This window comes from Serratia sp. JSRIV004, assembly GCF_019968705.1.
Lineage (GTDB): Bacteria > Pseudomonadota > Gammaproteobacteria > Enterobacterales > Enterobacteriaceae > Chania > Chania fonticola_B.
Map to the genome: position 1 here is coordinate 4,710,325 of NZ_CP074140.1, position 18,914 is coordinate 4,729,238.

At 57.0% G+C, this 18,914-nt stretch carries 12 protein-coding genes; all 12 read right to left on the reverse strand.

Going from position 1 to position 18,914, the window contains the following annotated elements:
* Window positions 1-12: 12 nt before the first annotated feature.
* Complete coding sequence (gene dinQ / locus KGP21_RS29805) at window positions 13-111, reverse strand: damage-inducible type I toxin DinQ (RefSeq protein WP_371822059.1); 99 nt, start codon at window positions 109-111, stop codon at window positions 13-15.
* A gap of 405 nt (window positions 112-516) precedes the next feature.
* Entirely contained in the window at window positions 517-2,367 is a 1,851-nt protein-coding gene (gene recD / locus KGP21_RS22470; RefSeq protein WP_179248326.1) for an exodeoxyribonuclease V subunit alpha, read from the reverse strand.
* Window positions 2,364-5,912, reverse strand: a complete 3,549-nt coding sequence (gene recB, locus KGP21_RS22475; RefSeq protein ID WP_223500269.1) for an exodeoxyribonuclease V subunit beta — start codon at window positions 5,910-5,912, stop codon at window positions 2,364-2,366. The genes recD and recB overlap by 4 nt, the downstream gene beginning before the upstream one ends.
* Entirely contained in the window at window positions 5,909-8,800 is a 2,892-nt protein-coding gene (gene ptrA, locus KGP21_RS22480) for a pitrilysin (RefSeq protein WP_223500270.1), read from the reverse strand. Before ptrA ends, recB begins: the two co-directional genes overlap by 4 nt.
* A gap of 292 nt (window positions 8,801-9,092) precedes the next feature.
* Window positions 9,093-12,464: an exodeoxyribonuclease V subunit gamma gene (recC, locus tag KGP21_RS22485; RefSeq protein WP_223500271.1), complete on the reverse strand. Its 3,372-nt coding sequence runs from the start codon at window positions 12,462-12,464 to the stop codon at window positions 9,093-9,095.
* A gap of 258 nt (window positions 12,465-12,722) precedes the next feature.
* Window positions 12,723-13,076, reverse strand: coding sequence for a prepilin-type N-terminal cleavage/methylation domain-containing protein (locus tag KGP21_RS22490; RefSeq protein WP_223500273.1), 354 nt, complete (start codon window positions 13,074-13,076; stop codon window positions 12,723-12,725).
* Window positions 13,066-13,512, reverse strand: a complete 447-nt coding sequence (locus KGP21_RS22495; protein WP_223500274.1) for a YgdB family protein — start codon at window positions 13,510-13,512, stop codon at window positions 13,066-13,068. The genes KGP21_RS22490 and KGP21_RS22495 overlap by 11 nt, the downstream gene beginning before the upstream one ends.
* Before the next feature lie 2 nt (window positions 13,513-13,514).
* Window positions 13,515-14,087, reverse strand: coding sequence for a prepilin peptidase-dependent protein (locus tag KGP21_RS22500; protein WP_223500275.1), 573 nt, complete (start codon window positions 14,085-14,087; stop codon window positions 13,515-13,517).
* Entirely contained in the window at window positions 14,075-14,578 is a 504-nt protein-coding gene (locus KGP21_RS22505) for a prepilin peptidase-dependent protein (protein ID WP_094981700.1), read from the reverse strand. Before KGP21_RS22505 ends, KGP21_RS22500 begins: the two co-directional genes overlap by 13 nt.
* Before the next feature lie 206 nt (window positions 14,579-14,784).
* Window positions 14,785-15,579, reverse strand: coding sequence for a thymidylate synthase (gene thyA, locus KGP21_RS22510; RefSeq protein WP_021179872.1), 795 nt, complete (start codon window positions 15,577-15,579; stop codon window positions 14,785-14,787).
* A 6-nt stretch (window positions 15,580-15,585) separates the two neighbouring features.
* A complete protein-coding gene (gene lgt / locus KGP21_RS22515; RefSeq protein ID WP_202672079.1) occupies window positions 15,586-16,458 on the reverse strand; it encodes a prolipoprotein diacylglyceryl transferase in 873 nt (290 codons plus the stop codon).
* Between the two features lie 195 nt (window positions 16,459-16,653).
* On the reverse strand, window positions 16,654-18,903 hold the full coding sequence (ptsP, locus tag KGP21_RS22520; protein ID WP_094981685.1) for a phosphoenolpyruvate--protein phosphotransferase: 2,250 nt from the start codon (window positions 18,901-18,903) through the stop codon (window positions 16,654-16,656).
* Between the last annotated feature and the right edge of the window lie 11 nt (window positions 18,904-18,914).

Consider the following 18,914-nt stretch of genomic DNA (forward strand, 5'->3'; position numbering starts at 1 on the left):
ACGTTTCCGCTATCAGTCGATCAACCGGCGGATCAGTTCTAGCAGCGCGACGAGCGCTTTCAGAACGATGAGAACTTTATCGATCAAAGTTTTCATCCGTCTCTCCATCATATGGAGCGAGATCGCCGCTGCTTACCCTTCCATTTGCCTGTCACAACGGCTCCTTCCATTGTTAGTAAGGAAGCACCTCGCTCCGGCCAGAGCACTGAACCCGGCACCACCCGCAATTCAGCCAGGACTTCAAGACGTTATACCGCCATACAGAAGGCTGAAACGAAGCATCTCCATAACTAACTTAATGACTATACAACATTAAATTTTCTCGGGCGAGGCTTGGAACTTGTCCAAAAATGCTTCTCTATGATTTGCCTTTATCCGCCGCTGTTTATATACTGAGCACGTTAGTAAGGGAGCACCTCGCTCTGGCCAGAGTTACCGCTCCGTGCTGGAACACTAAAAAAACCTGACCTCACCAGTCAGGTTTTTTTACGTCTGTATGGCAAACGCCCACCGTTATTATTTCCCAATCTGCAAACGGTCTGCCAAGCCGCTGCGGCGTTGGGTGGGGGTGCGGATAGCGCTCACCAACACCTTGTCTACCGCATACAGCGAAAGCCGCTGGCGCGCGCGGGTAATGGCGGTATAAACCAATTCGCGGGTCAGTACCGGCAGAAAATGATTCGGCAGCACCAGCGCCGTGTGGTCGAACTCCGAACCCTGTGATTTATGCACCGTCATCGCATAGGCGGTTTCATGCGCCGGTAAGCGGCTAGGCTGTACCGATTTAATGCTGCCGTCCGGTAATTGGAAATGCACGCGCAGATCGCCGCCCTCACCGGGCAAGGCAATGCCTATATCGCCGTTAAACAGCCCAAGCGCGCTATCATTACGGCCAATCATCACCGGCCGCCCTAAATACCAGCGACCGGCGGGGCCAGGATTACGCCGAATCAAACCGGCACGCTGCAACCCACTTTCGATACGCTCATTCAACCCGGCAACGCCAAATGGCCCTTCGCGCAGTGCGCAGAGCAACTGGAAACGGCCAAAGGCATCCAGGATCGTTACGGCCCCCGCCCCTTCTGCTACCAGCCGCAGATAGTCGCGATAACCAGCAACGCCGTTATCCAACAGCCGTTGATAATCTTCGGTTTCTGCCAGCGGATAACCCGCCACGTCGGCATAGCTGCCATTCAACGCCGCCAGGGCGCGCTTGCTATCGCCAGCATTCACCGCCAAAGCCAACTGGCCAATGCCGGATTTGGCATCAAACCGGTAACTCTTGCGCAGCAGGCACAGGCTATCGCGCACCGCTGCCTCGGCCTGCGCTGGCTGCCCTTGCAAGGGGCAACCGGTCAGGCGCGACAACTGTGCCGCACGGGTTTCGCTATATCCCTGCTCGGCAAACCGGCAGATATCCCCCAGCACGGCTCCAGCCTCCACCGAGGCCAGTTGATCGCGATCGCCAAGGAAGATGACTCGCGCCTTGGGGGGTAAGGCGGCAATCAACCTTGCCATCATGGGCAAGTCCACCATCGAAGCCTCGTCCACTATCAGCACATCAAGATGCAGCGGGTTCCCCCGGTGATAGCGCATGCGTTGGCTGTTTGGCTGGGCCCCCAGCAAGCGGTGTAACGTCGCCGCTTCCGTAGGAAACAAGGCACGTTGCTCCGGGGTTAAGTCCAACTGACGGCTAGCGCTTCCCAAGGATTCGGTTAGTCGAGCCGCTGCTTTACCGGTAGGCGCAGCAAGCTGGATACGCAAACGCTCCCCGGCCGCCAACTGCACCAGCGCCGCCAACAGCTTAGCGACGGTTGTGGTTTTACCAGTACCGGGGCCGCCGGAAATAATCGCGATGCGGCGCGTGGCCGCTACCGCTGCGGCAATTTTTTGCCAATCAGGTTCGTCCGTGGCTGCGCCAAATAACCGATCGAGGATGGTGCGCAGCTGCGCTTCTTCAAGTTCCTGTGGCACGCTGTCGCTGCTGATAAAAGTGGCGACGTCACCTTCGCTCTGCCACATGCGTTGCAGATACAGCCGCTGCTGTTGCAGTACCATCGGCGTTGCCGTACTGCCATCGCTAATCGCTGGCGAGACCGCCAGACGCTGTTGCCAACTCGCCACGTCCGGTTGCCCGCAGGCCTGCCAGGCAGCCAAGGCCAACTCTGGCTGGCGGCCACCAAACAGATTTTCCGGCAATAATTGTTCGAGCAACAGACAAACGTGGCCCGCACCGGCCTCCGAGCTCAGGCAGGCGGCGGCCAGCAGAATATCCGGCTCATCATCGTTGGCGACCACCTGGGCAAATTGAACGTCCAGCGGTCGCAAGGCGCCCAGAGCCAACGCCTGATGCAAAATCTCAATCATTGCCCATCCTCAACGTCGACCGTTTCACCGCTAAACAGGCGATCCATTCCTTCAACCAGAGCGAACTCCGGACGACAGGCAAAAATACCGTTGCCCTCATGCTCGGCATCTACCCCGCGTAAAAACAGATAAATTACCCCGCCAAAATGGCGCTGGTAATCGTAATCCGCCAGACGATGCCCCAGATAGCGGTGCAGCGCCAAGGTATAGAGTTGGTATTGCAGATCGTAGCGGTGTTCCGCCATCGCCCGCGCCATCGCCTCTTGGGTATAGGCGCTGCTGTCTTCGCCCAGCCAGTTGGATTTGTAATCCAGCAGGTAATATTTGCCCTGCCAGCAGAACACCAGATCGATAAAGCCTTTCAGCATGCCCTGAACCTGTTGGAAATCCAGCGCCGGGCAGCCAGCAGAAAGGGGATCGTAGCGTTTTACCAGTTCATCCAACTGCTGCGCTTGCAGCAAGCCACCGATCGGCAGATAGAACTGTAATTCTGCCTGCCTGGCTCCCGCCGGTAAGGCGGATAGCGCGACGCCGCTGCTATTAAGTGGCGCATTCAGCAACACCTGCATCCAGCCGGATAATACCGGCAACCAATGCTCCTCCAGCCCTTGCTGTTGTAACTGCGCCAACAGCCACTGTTCATCTAGCGGTTGGGTAAAGTCCAACTCCTCAAACAGGCTGTGCAGGAAGGTTCCAGGTGCCGCGCCGCGCGGGAAAGTATGGGGAGTCAATGCGGGTGGTGTAGCCGTATCGCCCTCACCAACGGCATCAACGTCCAGGCGCGGCAACAGCTCCTGCATCCGGCTTGCGCCATGCTGTTGCAAGCCGGTATAGCTGGTAACCCGCCAGAAATCCTGCATCCTGCGTGGAAACTGCCTGGCCGTCAGTTCTGCGGCGGCGGCCATCTGTGGCTGCCAGCTTTGTTCACCCGGTGCATCCACCAGCGACAGCGCGATGCCCTGAGTTGCCAGCTGTTGCAGGCAGTTTTGCAGATAGGCCGCATCGCCCGCCTGCCCGGCCTGCACCAGATATCCCAGCGCGCTGCGGTGCAAATCCGTATCGCCCTGCTTCTTGCGCGTACCGAGGAACAACGGCGCAATACCGATGCTGCAGTGATACACCGAACGGGTCAGCGCCACGTATAGCAGGCGCAAATCCTCTGCCAACCGTTCCTCCTCCGCCCAGGCCACGCTTTCTTCGTTGGCATTCAGATCCAGCAGGGCTTTAAAGGTCTGGCGATCGTGATACAGCACCTGTTGCTGCTGGCGGAAATTCCCCACAAAAGGCAGCCATACCAGATCGAACTCCAACCCTTTCGACTTGTGGATGGTGATCACCTGCACCAAATGACGGTCGCTTTCCAGCCGCAGTTGCTGATTGTCCGACTGGCGATTCGGCTGAGCGATCTGTTGTGCCAACCAACGCACCAGCGCGTGTTCACCATCCAGTTGCGCCGTGGCTTCCTGCAACAGTTCCCCCAAATGCATGACATCGGTCAAACGGCGCTCACCCCCAGGGCTGGCCAACAGGTTTTCTGCCAGATGCCGCTTGGCCATCACCTCACGCAGCATTGGTAACACGCCGCGGCGCAACCAATGGCTACGATATCCATCAAACTCGTTGACCAAATCATCCCATGCGGACTCGTTATGGTTTAGTCCATCCAGCGTCAAGGCATCCAGCCCCAATAGCCCGGTGGCCAAAGCGCAGCGCAGGGTTCGCTCCTGTTCGGGTGCCAGTACCGCCTGTAGCAACCACAGTAAATCTTTGGCTTCTGGCGTATCAAATACGCTGTCACGGTTGGAAAGGTAAACCGAGGGAATGGCCAGCGCGCTCAGTGCATCACGAACCAACGCTGCTTCGGCGCGGCTTCGCACCAGAATGGTAATATCCGATGCCTGAACGTGGCGGCGTTGTTCCCCTTTGACCAGCCAGGCTTCTCCGGCCTGCCCGGCACTCAGCCAGTCGCGGATCTGGGCTGCACACAAGCGCGCCATTAATTGTTGGTAATCACTTACTCCGGCCCCATCCCCAGGTTGCAGCCAAAATTGCATAGCCGGTTGCGGCTTATTCTGCCACTCGAAGACCAGTTCCTGATTCTTCGCTGCGGCAGCCACCTCGATAAACGGGATTTGGCCAAACAGGAACGGCTTTTCCACCTGAGCAAACAGGCGGTTAACGCTGCCAACCATCGCCGGTGATGAGCGCCAGTTGGTCTCTAAGGTATAGTGGGCACTTACCTCTGAACGAGCCTTCATATAGGTAAAAATGTCTGCACCACGGAAGGCGTAAATCGCTTGTTTGGGATCTCCGATCAGCAGCAGGCCACACTCTTCCCGGCCAACATACAGTTTCTGGAAGATCCGGTACTGCTGTGGGTCGGTATCCTGAAACTCATCGATCATCGCCACCGGATAACGCTGACGGATCGCCAGCGCCAGTTGTTCACCACCGGCGCTTTGCAGTGCCGCATCCAGCCTGCTGAGCAGATCGTCAAACCCCAGTTCGGCACGCTGGCGTTTTTCCTGTTGAATGGAAAGGCGTATTTCGCTCAGCGCCCGTGCCATGATCAGGTCACGCAGGGTCAAGGGTTCGGCAAACAGCTCATCAATCGCCACAAACAGCGGATGCCGCGGAGCCTCACCTTTTTTGGTTTTCTCCAGCAGCACCGATTGGCGGAACTTCTCCAGCTCTTTGGGCAACTGGTAATCTTCGGTTTCCTGCCCCGCCCATTCCCCCACCTTATTCAGCCAGTTGGGTAAATGTTTGCTGCTGTAGCTGCGTTTGTCGACGCCAGACTGACTGATGAGTGCTTCCAGATCGGCCGCCGCCTGCCATTGCGCCTTGAGGGCATCGATCCGCGCAACGATCTGTTCATGGCGCATCAGCACCGTTTCGTCATCTTTCGGCGGCTGACGCAGAGTGGGAGCTTCGCCATGCAGATAGCCCGAGAGATCGCTCAACAAAGCCTCTGGGCCGCTCCACTCCTGACTGACCGCCCGGGCAACGCCCAGTGGCAATGGATAACAGTGACGCCGCCAAAAATCGGCGCAGGCCTGGCGGCGCAACGGCAGTTCGTCCTGCACCAGCGTTTGTTCAAACAAAATGCCCGACTCGAATGCGTTGTGAGTGAGCATTCGCTGACAAAAACCGTGGATAGTGTAGATCGCCGCTTCGTCCATCTGGCGCTCGGCAGCCAGCAATTGCGCTGCGGCCTCTGACAGATCGCCAATCTCCGCCATCAGCGCGGCAAACAGCGGGTCTGAGCTATGCCCGCGTACGCAGGCAATGCGTAATGCGTGGATATTACTGCGAATGCGGCCCCGGAGTTCCTCCGTCGCCGCTTCGGTAAAGGTAACTACCAGGATCTCTTCTACCGTGAGCGGCCGTGGAAACGCTGCTGCCTGGCCTAAGCCAAGCAGCAGGCGCAGATACAAAGCACCGATAGTGAAGGTCTTCCCTGTCCCTGCCGAGGCTTCGATCAGCCGTTCACCAAACAGCGGCAACGTCAGTGGATCAAGCCGCTGAGGAACGCCTTTCGTCATGGCGTCGCCACTTTACGAGGCAGCGTTTTTTGCAGGGACGAGGCGTTAGGATAGGTCACCCAACCCTCACCCGGCGCCGCAAAATCGGCTTTCTGCTGGCTGCTGCCACTCACCTGAGACAACAGTGCCAGACCCTGTGGCTTAATCACCGCCTGATGGAAATAATCCGCCAGCTTGGCAGGCGTCAGAGTCTGTACCTGAGCGATCAGCTTTTCACGGGTATCGAAGGCGAAATTACCGCGATCGAAATCGCTGCTAAAGCGGCCCGCTTCTTCACCTAAGGTCTGTGGACGCTGTTGCAGCTCATTGATCATGGCCTGTTTGTATTGGGCAAAATCGGCATCACTCAACTCACGCAGGCGCTTTTCCGTTTTCGGGTAGAAATCTTGATAGCGCTGGTAGAGATAGGCTGGCTGCTTACTGTTGCTTTGCAGCAGGAAACCAATGCCCCACTGGCGGCCAACCGGCATCGCAAAGGAGAACACCGCATAGCCGAGCTGCTCTTGCGTACGCAATTGGCTGTAGAACCACGGCTGGATGATCTGCCCCAGCAATGAGCTATACGCCATGCTGGTCACTTCGTCATACCCCGTTGGGACATACACCGCCGCCAGCGCCGAATCGGTGCTGCTGCCAGGGCGCTGCAGGTTGGCAAACTGGTTTTTGGCAATCACGACATTTTCGCCGTGCCACCATTCCAGACCAGTACAACCCAGGCTCTGCTTCAGTGAAGAAGCCAACGTGTCCACCTGTTGCTTGCTCATATTGCCCACTACCAGTAACTCCGGCGTGGCCCCGGCCATCAGGCTGTCACGGTAAGCCAGCACGTCTTGCAACGTAATGGTTTTCAGCACTTCGCGGCGTTCGCTACGCTCGGAGTAAGGCACGCGGGACAGCATCTGTACCGGCTGGATCGCCAGCTCAAAGGCTTTGCCCTTCTCTGCGGAATCCAACTGTTCCAGATACCAGGATTTCGCCTGTTCCAACTGCTCTTGCGTTGGGGTAAAGCTGGAGTAGCCTTCAATCAGCGAGGTCAACAGTTGTGGAAGACGCTGGGTAAAGCCATTGGCGCTAAACATCAGGCCATTATTAGGCGAGGTAGAGAAGCTAATCCCCCCCACAGAAGCCTGATAACTTAACTCATCTAGCGAGATCCCCGCCAGATAATCCATCAACGAGAACAGCACCTGATTACGCGCGGAATCCATGGTTTTGGCGTTACGCAACGCTACCGTGACATCGGCCTTGGGTTCATCGGCAAAATAGCGGCTTGGCATATACAGCACCCGCAGCCCTGGCTGGTTCACCACCATTTCCGGTTTGATAAACTCATGTGAGGGCTTGTTCAGGGTAAACTCATCCGGAATATAAGGGTTCAGCCCCGGCAGAGAAAGTGCGATATTTTTACCCAACTGCTGCCATTTCGCGAAGCGTTCCGCGCTGATTTTCTCGACCTGATAAGGTGCCTCGACAAAGTAAGCCGTTTTGTTGTGTGGCTCATTCGGGCTGATAAACCAGATACGCGCATTTTGTGGCGTCATTTGCCCCAGGCGTTCAGCAATGGCTTCAGGATCGTAGCGATCGGCCAGGTACGGCGCATCCAGCGTATGCTCTACCGGCACGCGCAGCATGGTGTCCACCAGCCATTCGATGTAATTCATGTCGCGGGTAATCGACGGATAGCGGAAATCCAGATTCAGCACATGGGCGATCTCGTCAAAATAACTTTGCTTGATCCCTTCACCACGCAGCATTTTCAGATAGCTGAAGATCGCTGCCACCACTTTGTCACGCTCCGCCAGCCCCTTGTCGGTCAAGGAAACGCTGATTGAGAACACGCCACCGTTGCGATCGATCATCGGGTCGGCACCCGCATTGATGGCATCTGCCAGCCCCTGCTTCTGTAGCCAGTCAGAAAGCGTATTGGTGCTGCGGTTGCCAATCAGGTAGCTGATATAGGTATCGGTTTTACTGCGGAACTCGGCGCTGTTGTTATCGATACGGAATTCGACCTTCAGCTGCTTGCGCGGCTGCGCCGGTACATAATGAATAATGATGCCCTGCTGCTCCGAGGTGACCGCCGGAACGGTGATCGGTGGCACTTTCGCATCGTGATTAGGAATGCGGCCGAAGGTTTTGACCGCCAGCGCTCTCAGTTCAGGCAAGGATTGGTTGCTGTACAGCACGCCCTTCATCAGGTTGGCAGAATAGTAACGCTTATAAAAACTAACCAGTTCTTCATGCAGCTTGCTGCCTGGCTTGTCCTGCAACGTCTCGAGGTTGCCGCCAGAAAAACGTGCGCTAGGGTGAGCCGGATTGAGGGTTTCTGCCCCAACCTGCGCCATGCGCATACCGTCACGAGAGCGCGCCATCGTTAACTCAGCATTCACCGCGTTGCGTTCGCGGTCCGCATTGCCGGGATCCAAAATAGGTTCGGCAATGGCATCGGCCATCCGATCGACAGCGGGTTCTAAAGCGTCATTTTCCACTTCCAGATAGTACGCAGTGCGGTAAGACGCGGTGCTGGCATTGTGGCTACCACCGTGCTTTTTCAAAAACTCGGAGAGGTTCTCGGGTTCTGGATAGCGCTTGGAGCCCATCAGTACCATATGTTCCAGGTAGTGAGCCAGGCCAAGTTGGCTGTTGGGATCTTCCAGCGAGCCTACCGGCAGCGCCAGAGCAGCCAGTGACTTTGGTGCTAACGCGTCGGACACCAGCAGTACGGTCATGCCGTTATCCAGCTTGATAGCCTGGTATTCACGCGGATCGTGATCGCTTTTGTTGATCTTTTCCGCCAGCGGTTGCCAGCCTTGCGCGGCCCAGCTTAACGGCGCCCAAAACATAACCAATAACATCAACCCGGTAATGCGGGTCAACAGTCTGCGCATATCCAAAATAAACCCCTGTTCTCTGGCTGTCTCGCCAACTCCCTGACGGTGACAGCACGGTGCAAAATGACACAACCGAAAGCGATGCCCAATGAAATTCAATTTCTAACTCAACGCATTACGGTTTTAAACACTCAACTCACTATAGCCCACATCGTTGGGGGCGCAGCGTACGCCACTCTACAACGTATATGCCTATACGTTATGTAAGACCAGACTTAACCTCAATGGTTGAGTATAAAAGCGTAAAATTTTTATCACCCCACTGCGACCTGTGCCACCGTGAGGGGTATTACCCAAGATTATTACGGGCCACGGGTAGCAGGTAACGCTTTGTTTCTTTGAGAATTTGTTCAAGGCGAACGTTATCCATTTGGCGGAAAACGCGCTGGGTATAGGGATCTGCCCCTTCCCCCGGGATCCGCTGATCGCCCTGCCAGGCTTGCAGCAGCTTGGCACGCGCCTTGATCTGGACTTCTTCATCCCAGTCTATCTGCTGCGTTTGTGCCTGATAACATTGGCTCAACCAGGCCCAGCCGCTTTTATTGAGCAGCATCAGCGGCTGCGACAGGCCACGGCGGTAGCCCGCCACCAGCTCCGCCAACTGCGCGTGGGCATCCTCGCTTGCGAGCGCAGCGAAGCGCCAGGCGGAATTCTTGCTGCCAAACATACGGCTTTCCCCGCTACCGCCAACGCAGCAATACACCAGGTGCTCCAGCCAAAGCAAGATGCCGTCTACGGCAGAAAGCGTTGCCGGTCGCCAGCGCAGCAAGCCATCCTGCTGTACCTGATGCAGCCAGCCGGTGATACGCATGCCCGCCACGTCGATATCCAGCTCCAGGCTGCCATTCTCCTGGCGCTGTTCACGCACCCGCTCGGCCAGCTCCGCCATTTCCTCCTGCTGCTTTTGCCAGTAAATCTCACCGAAAGCCCCGTAAGGTAATCCCCCCGATGCACGCACCCGTTGGTATAACTTGCCTGCGTCCTCCCCCTCGATCAGCGTGTTCAGCAATTGGCTGTTGAACTGATAGCGGCTGAGGTTATCCAGCGTAAAAGGCTCGTCTTCCGGCAGATCGGTCTCTTCCAGAATAAAGTTAACGCCAAGACGTAGCTGGAAGAAGGCACGGATCGGATGGCGGTAAAAACGGAGCAGTTCATCAAGAGAAACCTGGGTTTTCTCTTCCTCCGCCAGCGGTTGATTAAATTCTGGATGTGCAGCGCCACGGCCATCGGCAGCTGCCAACCATTCCGCCGCATAGCTTTGATCTTCGCTCCCCGGCAGGAAGTTTTCCGCAGCAAACGGCATGCGGGCATGGCGTTTAAGCAAGTGCTCACCGACCCTGCGTGCGCTGCCGTCTGCATCCAGCCCTTCATCGCCGGGCAGGCAATAGCTTTGCTGCAGATATTCCAACAGTTCAGTGACCAATACGGAAGGATAGCGCTCGCTGTTATCCTGAATGGAACGGCCAATAAAGCTGATATACAGCTGCTGCTGGGCAGAGAGGATCGCCTCCAGGAACAGGTAGCGGTCATCGTCACGGCGGCTGCGATCGCCGCGCTTAATCTGCTGCGCCATCAGGTCAAACCCCAGCGGCGGCAAGGTGCGGGGGTAGACACCGTCGTTCATGCCCAGCAGGCAGACCACCTTGAACGGAATGGAACGCATGGGCATCAAGGTACAGAAGTTGATCTGGCCAGCCAGGAAACGCTGGCTGATACGCTGCTGATCGAGCCGTGCGGCCAGTTCATCGCGCAGCAACGTCAACGGCACGGCATCGGGATAACGCGCCGCCAGGCCAAAGCTGGCCACTTTCTGCCACTGCTCTTCGATCAGCGCCAACGCCTCTTCCGTTTCACTGTCCGTCTCAAAGAAGCTATTGAGCAGTTGGCGGCACAGCGGCAACCATTCGGCTAACGGCCGCTCTTCACTGAGGATTTGCCGCCAACGGCTGAGTTGTGCCAGCAGATCGGCCAGTTGCCCGGCCAGTTCGGCTACTAATCCACTCGACTCATCGTAAGGTAATACGCCCTGCCAATCTCCGGCGTTGCTGTCCATGGCGTAGCCCAGCAGCATCCGCGTCAGGCCAAACCGCCAGGTATGCTGCCCGGTTGCAGGCAGATCCAGCTCACGCACATTGTCATCATCCAGCCCCCAACGTACCCCGGATTCGCCAGTCCAGTGGCGTAACAGGCTTAAGCCTTCTTCCTGAATCGAGAAACGTGCCGCTAGCGCGGGCACGTCCAACAGCGCCAGTACCTGCTCTGAGGTAAAACGGCTTTGCGGCAGATCCAGCAGGGAAATAAAGGCTTGTAGCGCAGGATGCGCCTGCCTGGCCTTGCGGTCGGAAATGGCAAACGGCAGATAGCGCCCGGCGGGGGCATTGCCAAACACCGCCTGAATATACGGGGTGTAACTGTCGATATCCGCCACCATCACGATGATGTCGCGCGCGGTAAGTTGGGGATCTTCTGCCAGCATGGTCAGCAACCGATCGTGCAGCACCTCGACTTCGCGCTGCGGGCTGTGGCAGGCATGCAGACTGATGGAGCGATCCTGCGGATCGAGCTGGCGTTTATTGTCACTGCGCTCCAGAGTTTCCGGCGTGGTGCCGATCAGTGCGTGATCTTCCAGTTCCAGCATGTCGTGCTGAATGGCATGCAGCAAACTATCTGCCGGGATCTCGACAAAGGCATCGACTTCCTGCACCGCCTCCATCTGCGACAGTAAATACAGATGATCGCGCCCCAATTTGCCCCACGAAGCCAACAGCGGATTACTCAACTGTTGTTCTCCCTCGGCATCAAATAGTTGGGCAGCCTGTTCCGGCTGACGGAACAGGCCTTGCTCACGTGCCTGATGATAGTGGCGGCGTTTGCGGCTCTGCAAACGGGCCAGAAAGGCGTAGTCCTGAATGTCGCCCCAGTAATAGCGGCAGGGGTTGGTAAACATCAGATGGATATCAATATGTTTACCCAAAGCCTGCAGCGCTTCCAGGTAGATTGGCGGCAAGGCAGAAATCCCACAGATAAACACCCGGGGCGGCAACCCTGCTGGGCATTGAGTGGCATTCTCCAGGGTACTAATAAACCGGCGATATAAGTTGGCACGGTGCCATTCAGGCTGACCCAGCTCGTGGGTATATTCCACTAGCCGATGCCACAGGGGGGCTTGCCAGCTTTGTGCATCTGCAAGCCCTTCTACCGTTTCCCCACGCTGCCAACTCTCCAGCCACTGCGGGCGATAAACCAGATATTGGTCAAACAGATCGGCAACACGCCCGGCGAGCTGGTGGATCTTGCGCTTGTCGGCGTCATCGGTCAGGTAATGCTGTAGAGGAGCAAACTCGGGCCGGGTCAGCATGCCTGGCAGCAGCCACATCAGCTTCCAGGTCATGGCATCTTTGCTAAAGGCGCTCTCTTTGGGTATGCCGGGTAATACCTTGGTGAACATGTCCCAGATAAAGGTCGCCGGGAGCGGGAAAACGATATTCGCGGCAATGCCAAACTGCTCGGCCAGCTGCATCTGCAACCATTGCGCCATGCCGGGGCTTTGCACCAGCACCACTTCCTGTTGAAACGGATCGGCCAAAGGCTCTCTGGCTATCAGCGCGCTGGTCAGCGTTTTCAGCAAGTCCAGTTGATTGGAATGATAAACCGTAAACATGAGGCTCCTTGGAAGCGAAAAAGGGCATTACCGACTACTGAGTCAACGGCCCCTCACCCTAACCCTCTCCCACAGGGAGAGGGAACCGATCGAGAACACCTCGGCAAAAAGAGTCCGGGGCAAGTCTAACAACACTCGTGCTACTGGTCGTAATTTTAGTGACAGAATTCCCCCTCATCCCAACCCTCTACCAAAGAGAGAGGGAACCGATCGAGAACATCTCGACCAAAAGAGTCTGAGGTGGCACAACACCCCGTTCTACTGCCCACAATACCAGCGGCTGAGTTCAATCTGTTGGTGCAGCGGCGTTTGTATCTTCACCGTACGCCGCAGGCATGAGCCTTGCGCTTGGCGGGTTTCGACTTGGTAGTGCCAATTAGGCGGTAGCGATATGGCATGGCTTATTTCGGCACCGGCACTGAATATTTCCAGCTGTTGGTGCGCCAGCGACAAGGCCTGTCGATATTGCCACTGCCGTTGAAATGCCTGCAACAGCACCTGCTGATAGTGTAACAGCCCTAGCAGCGAGACGGCGAACAACAATGCCGCGATCAACACTTCGGGCAGGCTGAAGCCCCGCTGACTTCGCCGGCCAGCTGGTTTATTCAGCACAGTCGCTTTCCCGCTTTTCCGGACAGAAATCCAGCCAGCCGCCTTTTTGCGCTTTCAGCAGGTGGCCACCAGCCCCGCCTTGCTGTGTAGCCAGTTGGTATAGCCACAAGGGCTCCGCTCCCGCAACATCTCCAGCCCCACGCACCATTACCAGACCGGTACGGGCCGATAGCCGGGCGCAGGCTTGCAAAGCCTCGCTGCTAATCTGCTGACAGGACCAGTGGCTCGCCTGCAGAGACTCCCGTGGCCACGGTTGCGTCAGCCCCCAGCTTAGGGCCGAAGCCGCCTGGTTGTAAGCCCGCAGATAGCGCTGCTGATCGACGGCCAGCAGTAGCGCACTGTCCAATTGCCGCTGCTGGGCGGTGAGCAGCATCAGCCCCATCACCAGCAACAACATCACCGCAGCCAACGTGCTGCCCCCCTGCTGCATATCCATCTCTAGGGTGCCTCCATGCTAACCGCCCACTCCAGGCGGCGTTCTATATTTGCCCGCACCGTTGAGCGGCCCCTTAGGGTAAACAACATCAAGGACTTGCCATCGCGCCCTGCGATCTGGCTGACAGAAAAAGACTCAATCCGTACCTCTTCCTGATCCAGCAAGCGTTCCCAGCCGCTGCCCTGGCACTGGGTCACGCCGCTTTGCCCCTCCAGCCCGCCAGCCCGCAGGCGGTAACCAAAATACTCGGCATCGCCACCGCTGTCCCAGTTGCCATTGCGGTTAAGATCGTAGGCTACGATCACACAGCTGCCCGGCGCTTCCCCCGCTGCATGGCCAATCAGCAACGAGCGCCCCTGACACTGCCCGGCACAAAATCCGCTGCGGCGCAGATCCTTTTCAATCCCGAAAGCCAGCTGGCGTAACACCAGCTCCAACCGATAATGACGGCCTACATCAACCGTCTGCTGACGCAGTATCGGTAAGGTTTTCGCCGCCGCCAATGCAATCAGGCTGCCGAATGTCATCGCCAGCAGCACCTCCGGCAGGGTAAAGCCTTGTTCTAAGGTTCGCATAAGGGCAGGCTCCGGATAGCAGTTTCTTCGCTGCACAGCCGCAGCCGACCTTTGGCAGACAGCACCAGACGTATGCGGCCAGCCGGATTGCCCAGCAGGATATGCCCGGCCTGCGCATTGTTGCGCACCCCATAAAATCCCATCTCCTTTTGGGTATAACCTTGTAACTCCACATCCAGGTGTTCTGGGGTAAAGACCCGGTCCGCCAATGCACTACAAGGTGCCACCTGCGGGCCGCTGCCTATGCACCAGATTTTCCCAGGCCGAAACCACAATAACGCGTTGCGGTTATGCCAGTTGGCATCGGCCTGTAAGCGCGTTAAGAATGCCAGCAGTTGCTGGGCGGTCTGCTCAAGCCGTAGCGCCTGTTGATAATGATGCCACTGGCTAACCCCCCAAGAGGTCAGCATCCCCGCCAGCACCATCACGATCATCAGTTCGATCAGCGTCAGGCCTTGCTGGTGTTCGGGGCTATTTTTATATCGGTTCATACGGCGAGTGTAATCAGCCAGAGGCACGATGAAAGGCACCTTTTCTCAGGCTGGCAAATGATACGCAGAATTTTTAGTTAGCAGGTAACAAGCTGGGGGAAGTTGAGTACGGCTTCGCATTTTTGGCAATGCAGCACGAGCGCAGCATGCGGCGCGCCTACTTTCAGTAGGCGTAAGAAAGAGGGCCGGATACGGCCCTCAGCAAATCAGATAGCGACAGGAGCCTTGATCGGCGGGTGCGGATCGTAGCCTTCAATCTCAAAGTCTTCAAAACGATAATCAAACAGCGAGGCTGGCTTGCGTTTGATCACCAGCTTCGGCAACGCACGCGGCTCGCGGGTTAATTGCAGCTGCGTCTGCTCCATGTGGTTGCTGTAAAGATGGGTATCACCACCGGTCCAGACAAAATCGCCCACTTCCAGATCGCACTGTTGCGCCATCATATGCACCAGCAACGCATAGCTGGCAATATTGAACGGCAGGCCGAGGAACACGTCGCACGAGCGCTGATACAGCTGGCAAGAGAGTTTGCCGTCCGCCACATAGAACTGGAAGAAGGCATGGCACGGTGCCAGAGCCATCTTATCCAGCTCACCCACGTTCCACGCAGAAACAATAATACGGCGAGAATCCGGATCCTGTTTCAGCTGTTGCAACACGGTGCTTAGCTGGTCAATCTCGCGACCATCTGCCGCGCCCCAGGCACGCCATTGCTTGCCATAGACCGGGCCAAGATCGCCGTTTTCATCAGCCCATTCGTCCCAGATGCTGACGTTGTTTTCGCGCAGATACGCCACGTTGGTATCGCCGTTCAGGAACCACAGCAGCTCATGAATGATCGACCGCAGGTGGCATTTCTTGGTGGTCACCAACGGGAAACCTTCCTGCAGGTTGAAACGCATCTGGTGGCCGAAAATCGACAACGTGCCAGTGCCGGTACGGTCGGCTTTAGGGGTGCCCTCGGCGAGCACTTTGTTCATCAAATCCAGATACTGTTTCATTTTTCCTCACGACTGTTGTTGCTGTGGACGACGACGATACGCCCAGATCATCATAATAATACCGGCGAGCACCATCGGCACGGACAGGATTTGCCCCATGCTGATCACCCCGTCAAACAGGCCAAGCTGGGCATCCGGCTGGCGGAACGCCTCGACGATAATACGGAACGTGCCATAGCCAATCAGGAACAGGCCCGAAACGGCCCCCATCGGACGAGGTTTGCGGATGAACAGGTTCAGAATGATAAACAGCACGATGCCTTCCAGCACCATTTCATACAGCTGCGACGGATGACGTGGCAACACGCCATATTCGTTGAGCAGCGGTAGCAGTTGAGGATTGGCGGCAGCGATAGCGATATCTTCCGGACGCGAGCTTGGGAACAGCATCGCCCAAGGTGTATCGGTAGTGACACGCCCCCACAGCTCACCGTTGATAAAGTTACCCAGGCGGCCAGCGCCCAGACCAAACGGGATCAGTGGGGCAATAAAATCAGAAACCTGGAAGAAGTTACGCTTGGTGCGGCGGGCAAACCACAGCATCACCGCGATCACGCCAATCAGGCCGCCGTGGAATGACATTCCGCCATCCCAGACTTTGAACAGGTAGAGCGGGTTATCCAGGAACAGCGGCAGGTTGTAGAACAGCACGTAACCGACACGGCCACCGATAAAGACCCCAAGGAAACCGGCATACAGCATGTTTTCCACTTCGTCTTTGGTCCAACCGCTGCCGGGCTTGTTCGCGCGGCGTACCGCCAACCACATGGCAAAAACAAAGCCAACCAGGTACATCAAACCGTACCAGTGCAAAGAGACCGGGCCGATAGAGAAAATCACCGGATCAAATTTTGGAAACGCCAGATAGCTAGTGCTCATCTATCACCACAATATGTCTGTTATTCATCCCCAAGCGGGGGCGGCAGGTGCCAAACGCGGTGCAAAGCCCGTGCAACGGGAGCACCGCATTGAGATGGCGCATCATAACATAGGCTTAACCACGTCCGGGCTTGCCGGCAGGGAAAAGTTCTGTAAAAAAATAGGTCAACGCTTAACGGGCTGGACAACGCCTAATCAACGGCCACCGCGGATCAGCCCCCCCATGCCACGCCGTTCCATAAACGCCGCTACCTGGTGGCGAACCTCGGTGGTCATCTGGGCACTCAATACCCGCTTGGCCAATCCTTGCGCGTCTTCAAGTTCGATATGGCGCAACAGATATTTGATCCGTGCGACGCTGCGCCCGTTCATGCTCAAATTGCGGTAACCCATACCCACCAGCAGCAGAGCACCCATCGGGTCTCCCGCCAGTTCACCGCACAGGCTGACATGCAGCCCGGCCGCAGTCCCCTGATCGATGATCAATTTCAGCACCTGCAACATGGCTGGATGCAGGCTGTCGTACAACGAAGCAACGCGGGTATTATTACGATCCACCGCCAGCAGATACTGGGTTAAATCGTTGGTTCCTACCGAGACAAAATCGACGCGTGTCGCCAGATAAGGGATCAGGAAGATCATCGACGGCACTTCCAGCATGACGCCAATCCGCGGCTTGGGAATGTCGTACCCCAGCATCTCTTCCACTTCTCGCCCGGCGCGATCGATCAGGCGCTTGGCCTCGTCGATCTCTTCCAGGCTGGTGATCATCGGCAACAGGATCCCCAGATTGCCGGTTCCCGCATTGGCACGCAGCATGGCGCGCACCTGGATCAGGAAGATTTCTGGCTGATCCAGCGTAATACGGATCCCCCGCCAACCGAGGCACGGGTTTTCCTCGCTGATCGGCATGTAGGGCAACTGTTTATCAGCGCCGATATCCAGCGTACGCAGCGTCACCGGCTTGTGCGGATAGAAGAGTTGCAGCATGCCCTGATATTGCGCCACCTGCTCCTCTTCCGACGGGAAGCCGCTTTGCAGCATGAACGGGATCTCGGTGCGGTACAGGCCAACGCCGTCCACGCGCGCACCCAGCAGTTGTTCATGTTCCGGGCTAAGGCCGGCGTTCAGCATCACCTGGATCCGCTCACCGCTTTTCAGCTCTGCGGGCTGTTCAACGTCGTCTTCTGCCAGCTTGCTGAGCTCCTGCTCTTCGCTGATCAGACGTTGGTATTCCTTCACCAGCACCGGTTCCGGATCGACCAGCAGCTCGCCGCGATAGCCATCAACAATCAGCATTCGCTGGGCCAACAGCGCAGGCTGGATGTCCGCCCCCATCACCGTTGGCACGCCCATGGCCCGCACCAGGATCGCGGCATGGGAGTTGGCGGCACCGTCCCGCACTACCACGCCAGCCAGGCGATCCTGCGGCACTTCGGCCAACAGGGTTGCCGTCAGCTCATCGGCGACCAGCACAAATCGGGCTGGCCATTGGCTGGCCCCTTGGGTGGTATCGTCGAGGTGGAAGAGCAGACGTTGGCCAAGCGCACGCAGGTCGCTGGCACGCTCGCGCATATAGGTATCTTGCAAGGTCGCAAACTGGGCAGCGAAGGCTTCAATCACCTGTTTTACCGCCCACTCGGCTACCGAACCGGCATCGATCTCCGCGTACAGTTCACGTTTGAGACGAGCATCGTTGAGCAGGTGGGAATAGAGATCGAAGATCGCCGCGCTCTCTTTTTGCGAGCTGGCGCTAAAACGCTTACTGAAGCGGCGGAACTCTGCCCCAGCCTCTTCCAACGCCTGTGTCAGGCGTTCACGCTCGCTGACGGTATCCAGCGTGGAGGCTTTATACACCTGATCAAGTGAAGGTTGGCTGCTATCTAACCACCCCTCCGCCACTGCCACGCCAGGAGCCGCAGCCAGCGCCCGAATGCGGGTCTGGCGATACTGGCCAAAAATGGCGTTTAGCTGTGATAACGAGAGGATCCCGGCCATTTGGGTGGCCAGGGTAACCATGAAGGATTCTTCGCTTTCGTCAAACTGGCGCAGTTCACGTTGCTGCACCACCAACACGCCAAGCAACTGGCGGCGATGAATGATCGGCACGCCAAGGAAGGATCGGAAACGATCCTCTTTGACCTGCGGAATATATTTGAAGCTGGGATGGCTTTGGGCATCCGCCAGGTTGATCGGCTCTGCCCGCCGCCCGACCAGGCCGACGATGCCTTCGTCAAAGGCCAGGGCGATAGTTCGCCCACGGGGCTTTTTCAACCCGCGCGTCGCCATCAGGTAATAACAGCGGCGGTCGTTGTCTGCCAGATAGATGGAGCAAACTTCGGTGTCCATCGCCAGACAGGTTTCATTGACCAAAAGATCCAGCGCATCTGTCAGACTGGCCGCCGCGGCCACTTTCTCAACAATTTCTCGCAAGCGCGTGAGCATAGTCGGTTTGA

Coding starts and splice junctions, on each gene's coding strand:
- dinQ (WP_371822059.1), bottom strand. CDS start 111: ATGATGGAGAGACGGATGAAAACTTTGATCGATAAAGTTCTCATCGTT.
- recD (WP_179248326.1), bottom strand. CDS start 2,367: ATGATTGAGATTTTGCATCAGGCGTTGGCTCTGGGCGCCTTGCGACCG.
- recB (WP_223500269.1), bottom strand. CDS start 5,912: ATGACGAAAGGCGTTCCTCAGCGGCTTGATCCACTGACGTTGCCGCTG.
- ptrA (WP_223500270.1), bottom strand. CDS start 8,800: ATGCGCAGACTGTTGACCCGCATTACCGGGTTGATGTTATTGGTTATG.
- recC (WP_223500271.1), bottom strand. CDS start 12,464: ATGTTTACGGTTTATCATTCCAATCAACTGGACTTGCTGAAAACGCTG.
- KGP21_RS22495 (WP_223500274.1), bottom strand. CDS start 13,512: ATGGATATGCAGCAGGGGGGCAGCACGTTGGCTGCGGTGATGTTGTTG.
- KGP21_RS22500 (WP_223500275.1), bottom strand. CDS start 14,087: ATGCGAACCTTAGAACAAGGCTTTACCCTGCCGGAGGTGCTGCTGGCG.
- KGP21_RS22505 (WP_094981700.1), bottom strand. CDS start 14,578: ATGAACCGATATAAAAATAGCCCCGAACACCAGCAAGGCCTGACGCTG.
- thyA (WP_021179872.1), bottom strand. CDS start 15,579: ATGAAACAGTATCTGGATTTGATGAACAAAGTGCTCGCCGAGGGCACC.
- lgt (WP_202672079.1), bottom strand. CDS start 16,458: ATGAGCACTAGCTATCTGGCGTTTCCAAAATTTGATCCGGTGATTTTC.
- ptsP (WP_094981685.1), bottom strand. CDS start 18,903: ATGCTCACGCGCTTGCGAGAAATTGTTGAGAAAGTGGCCGCGGCGGCC.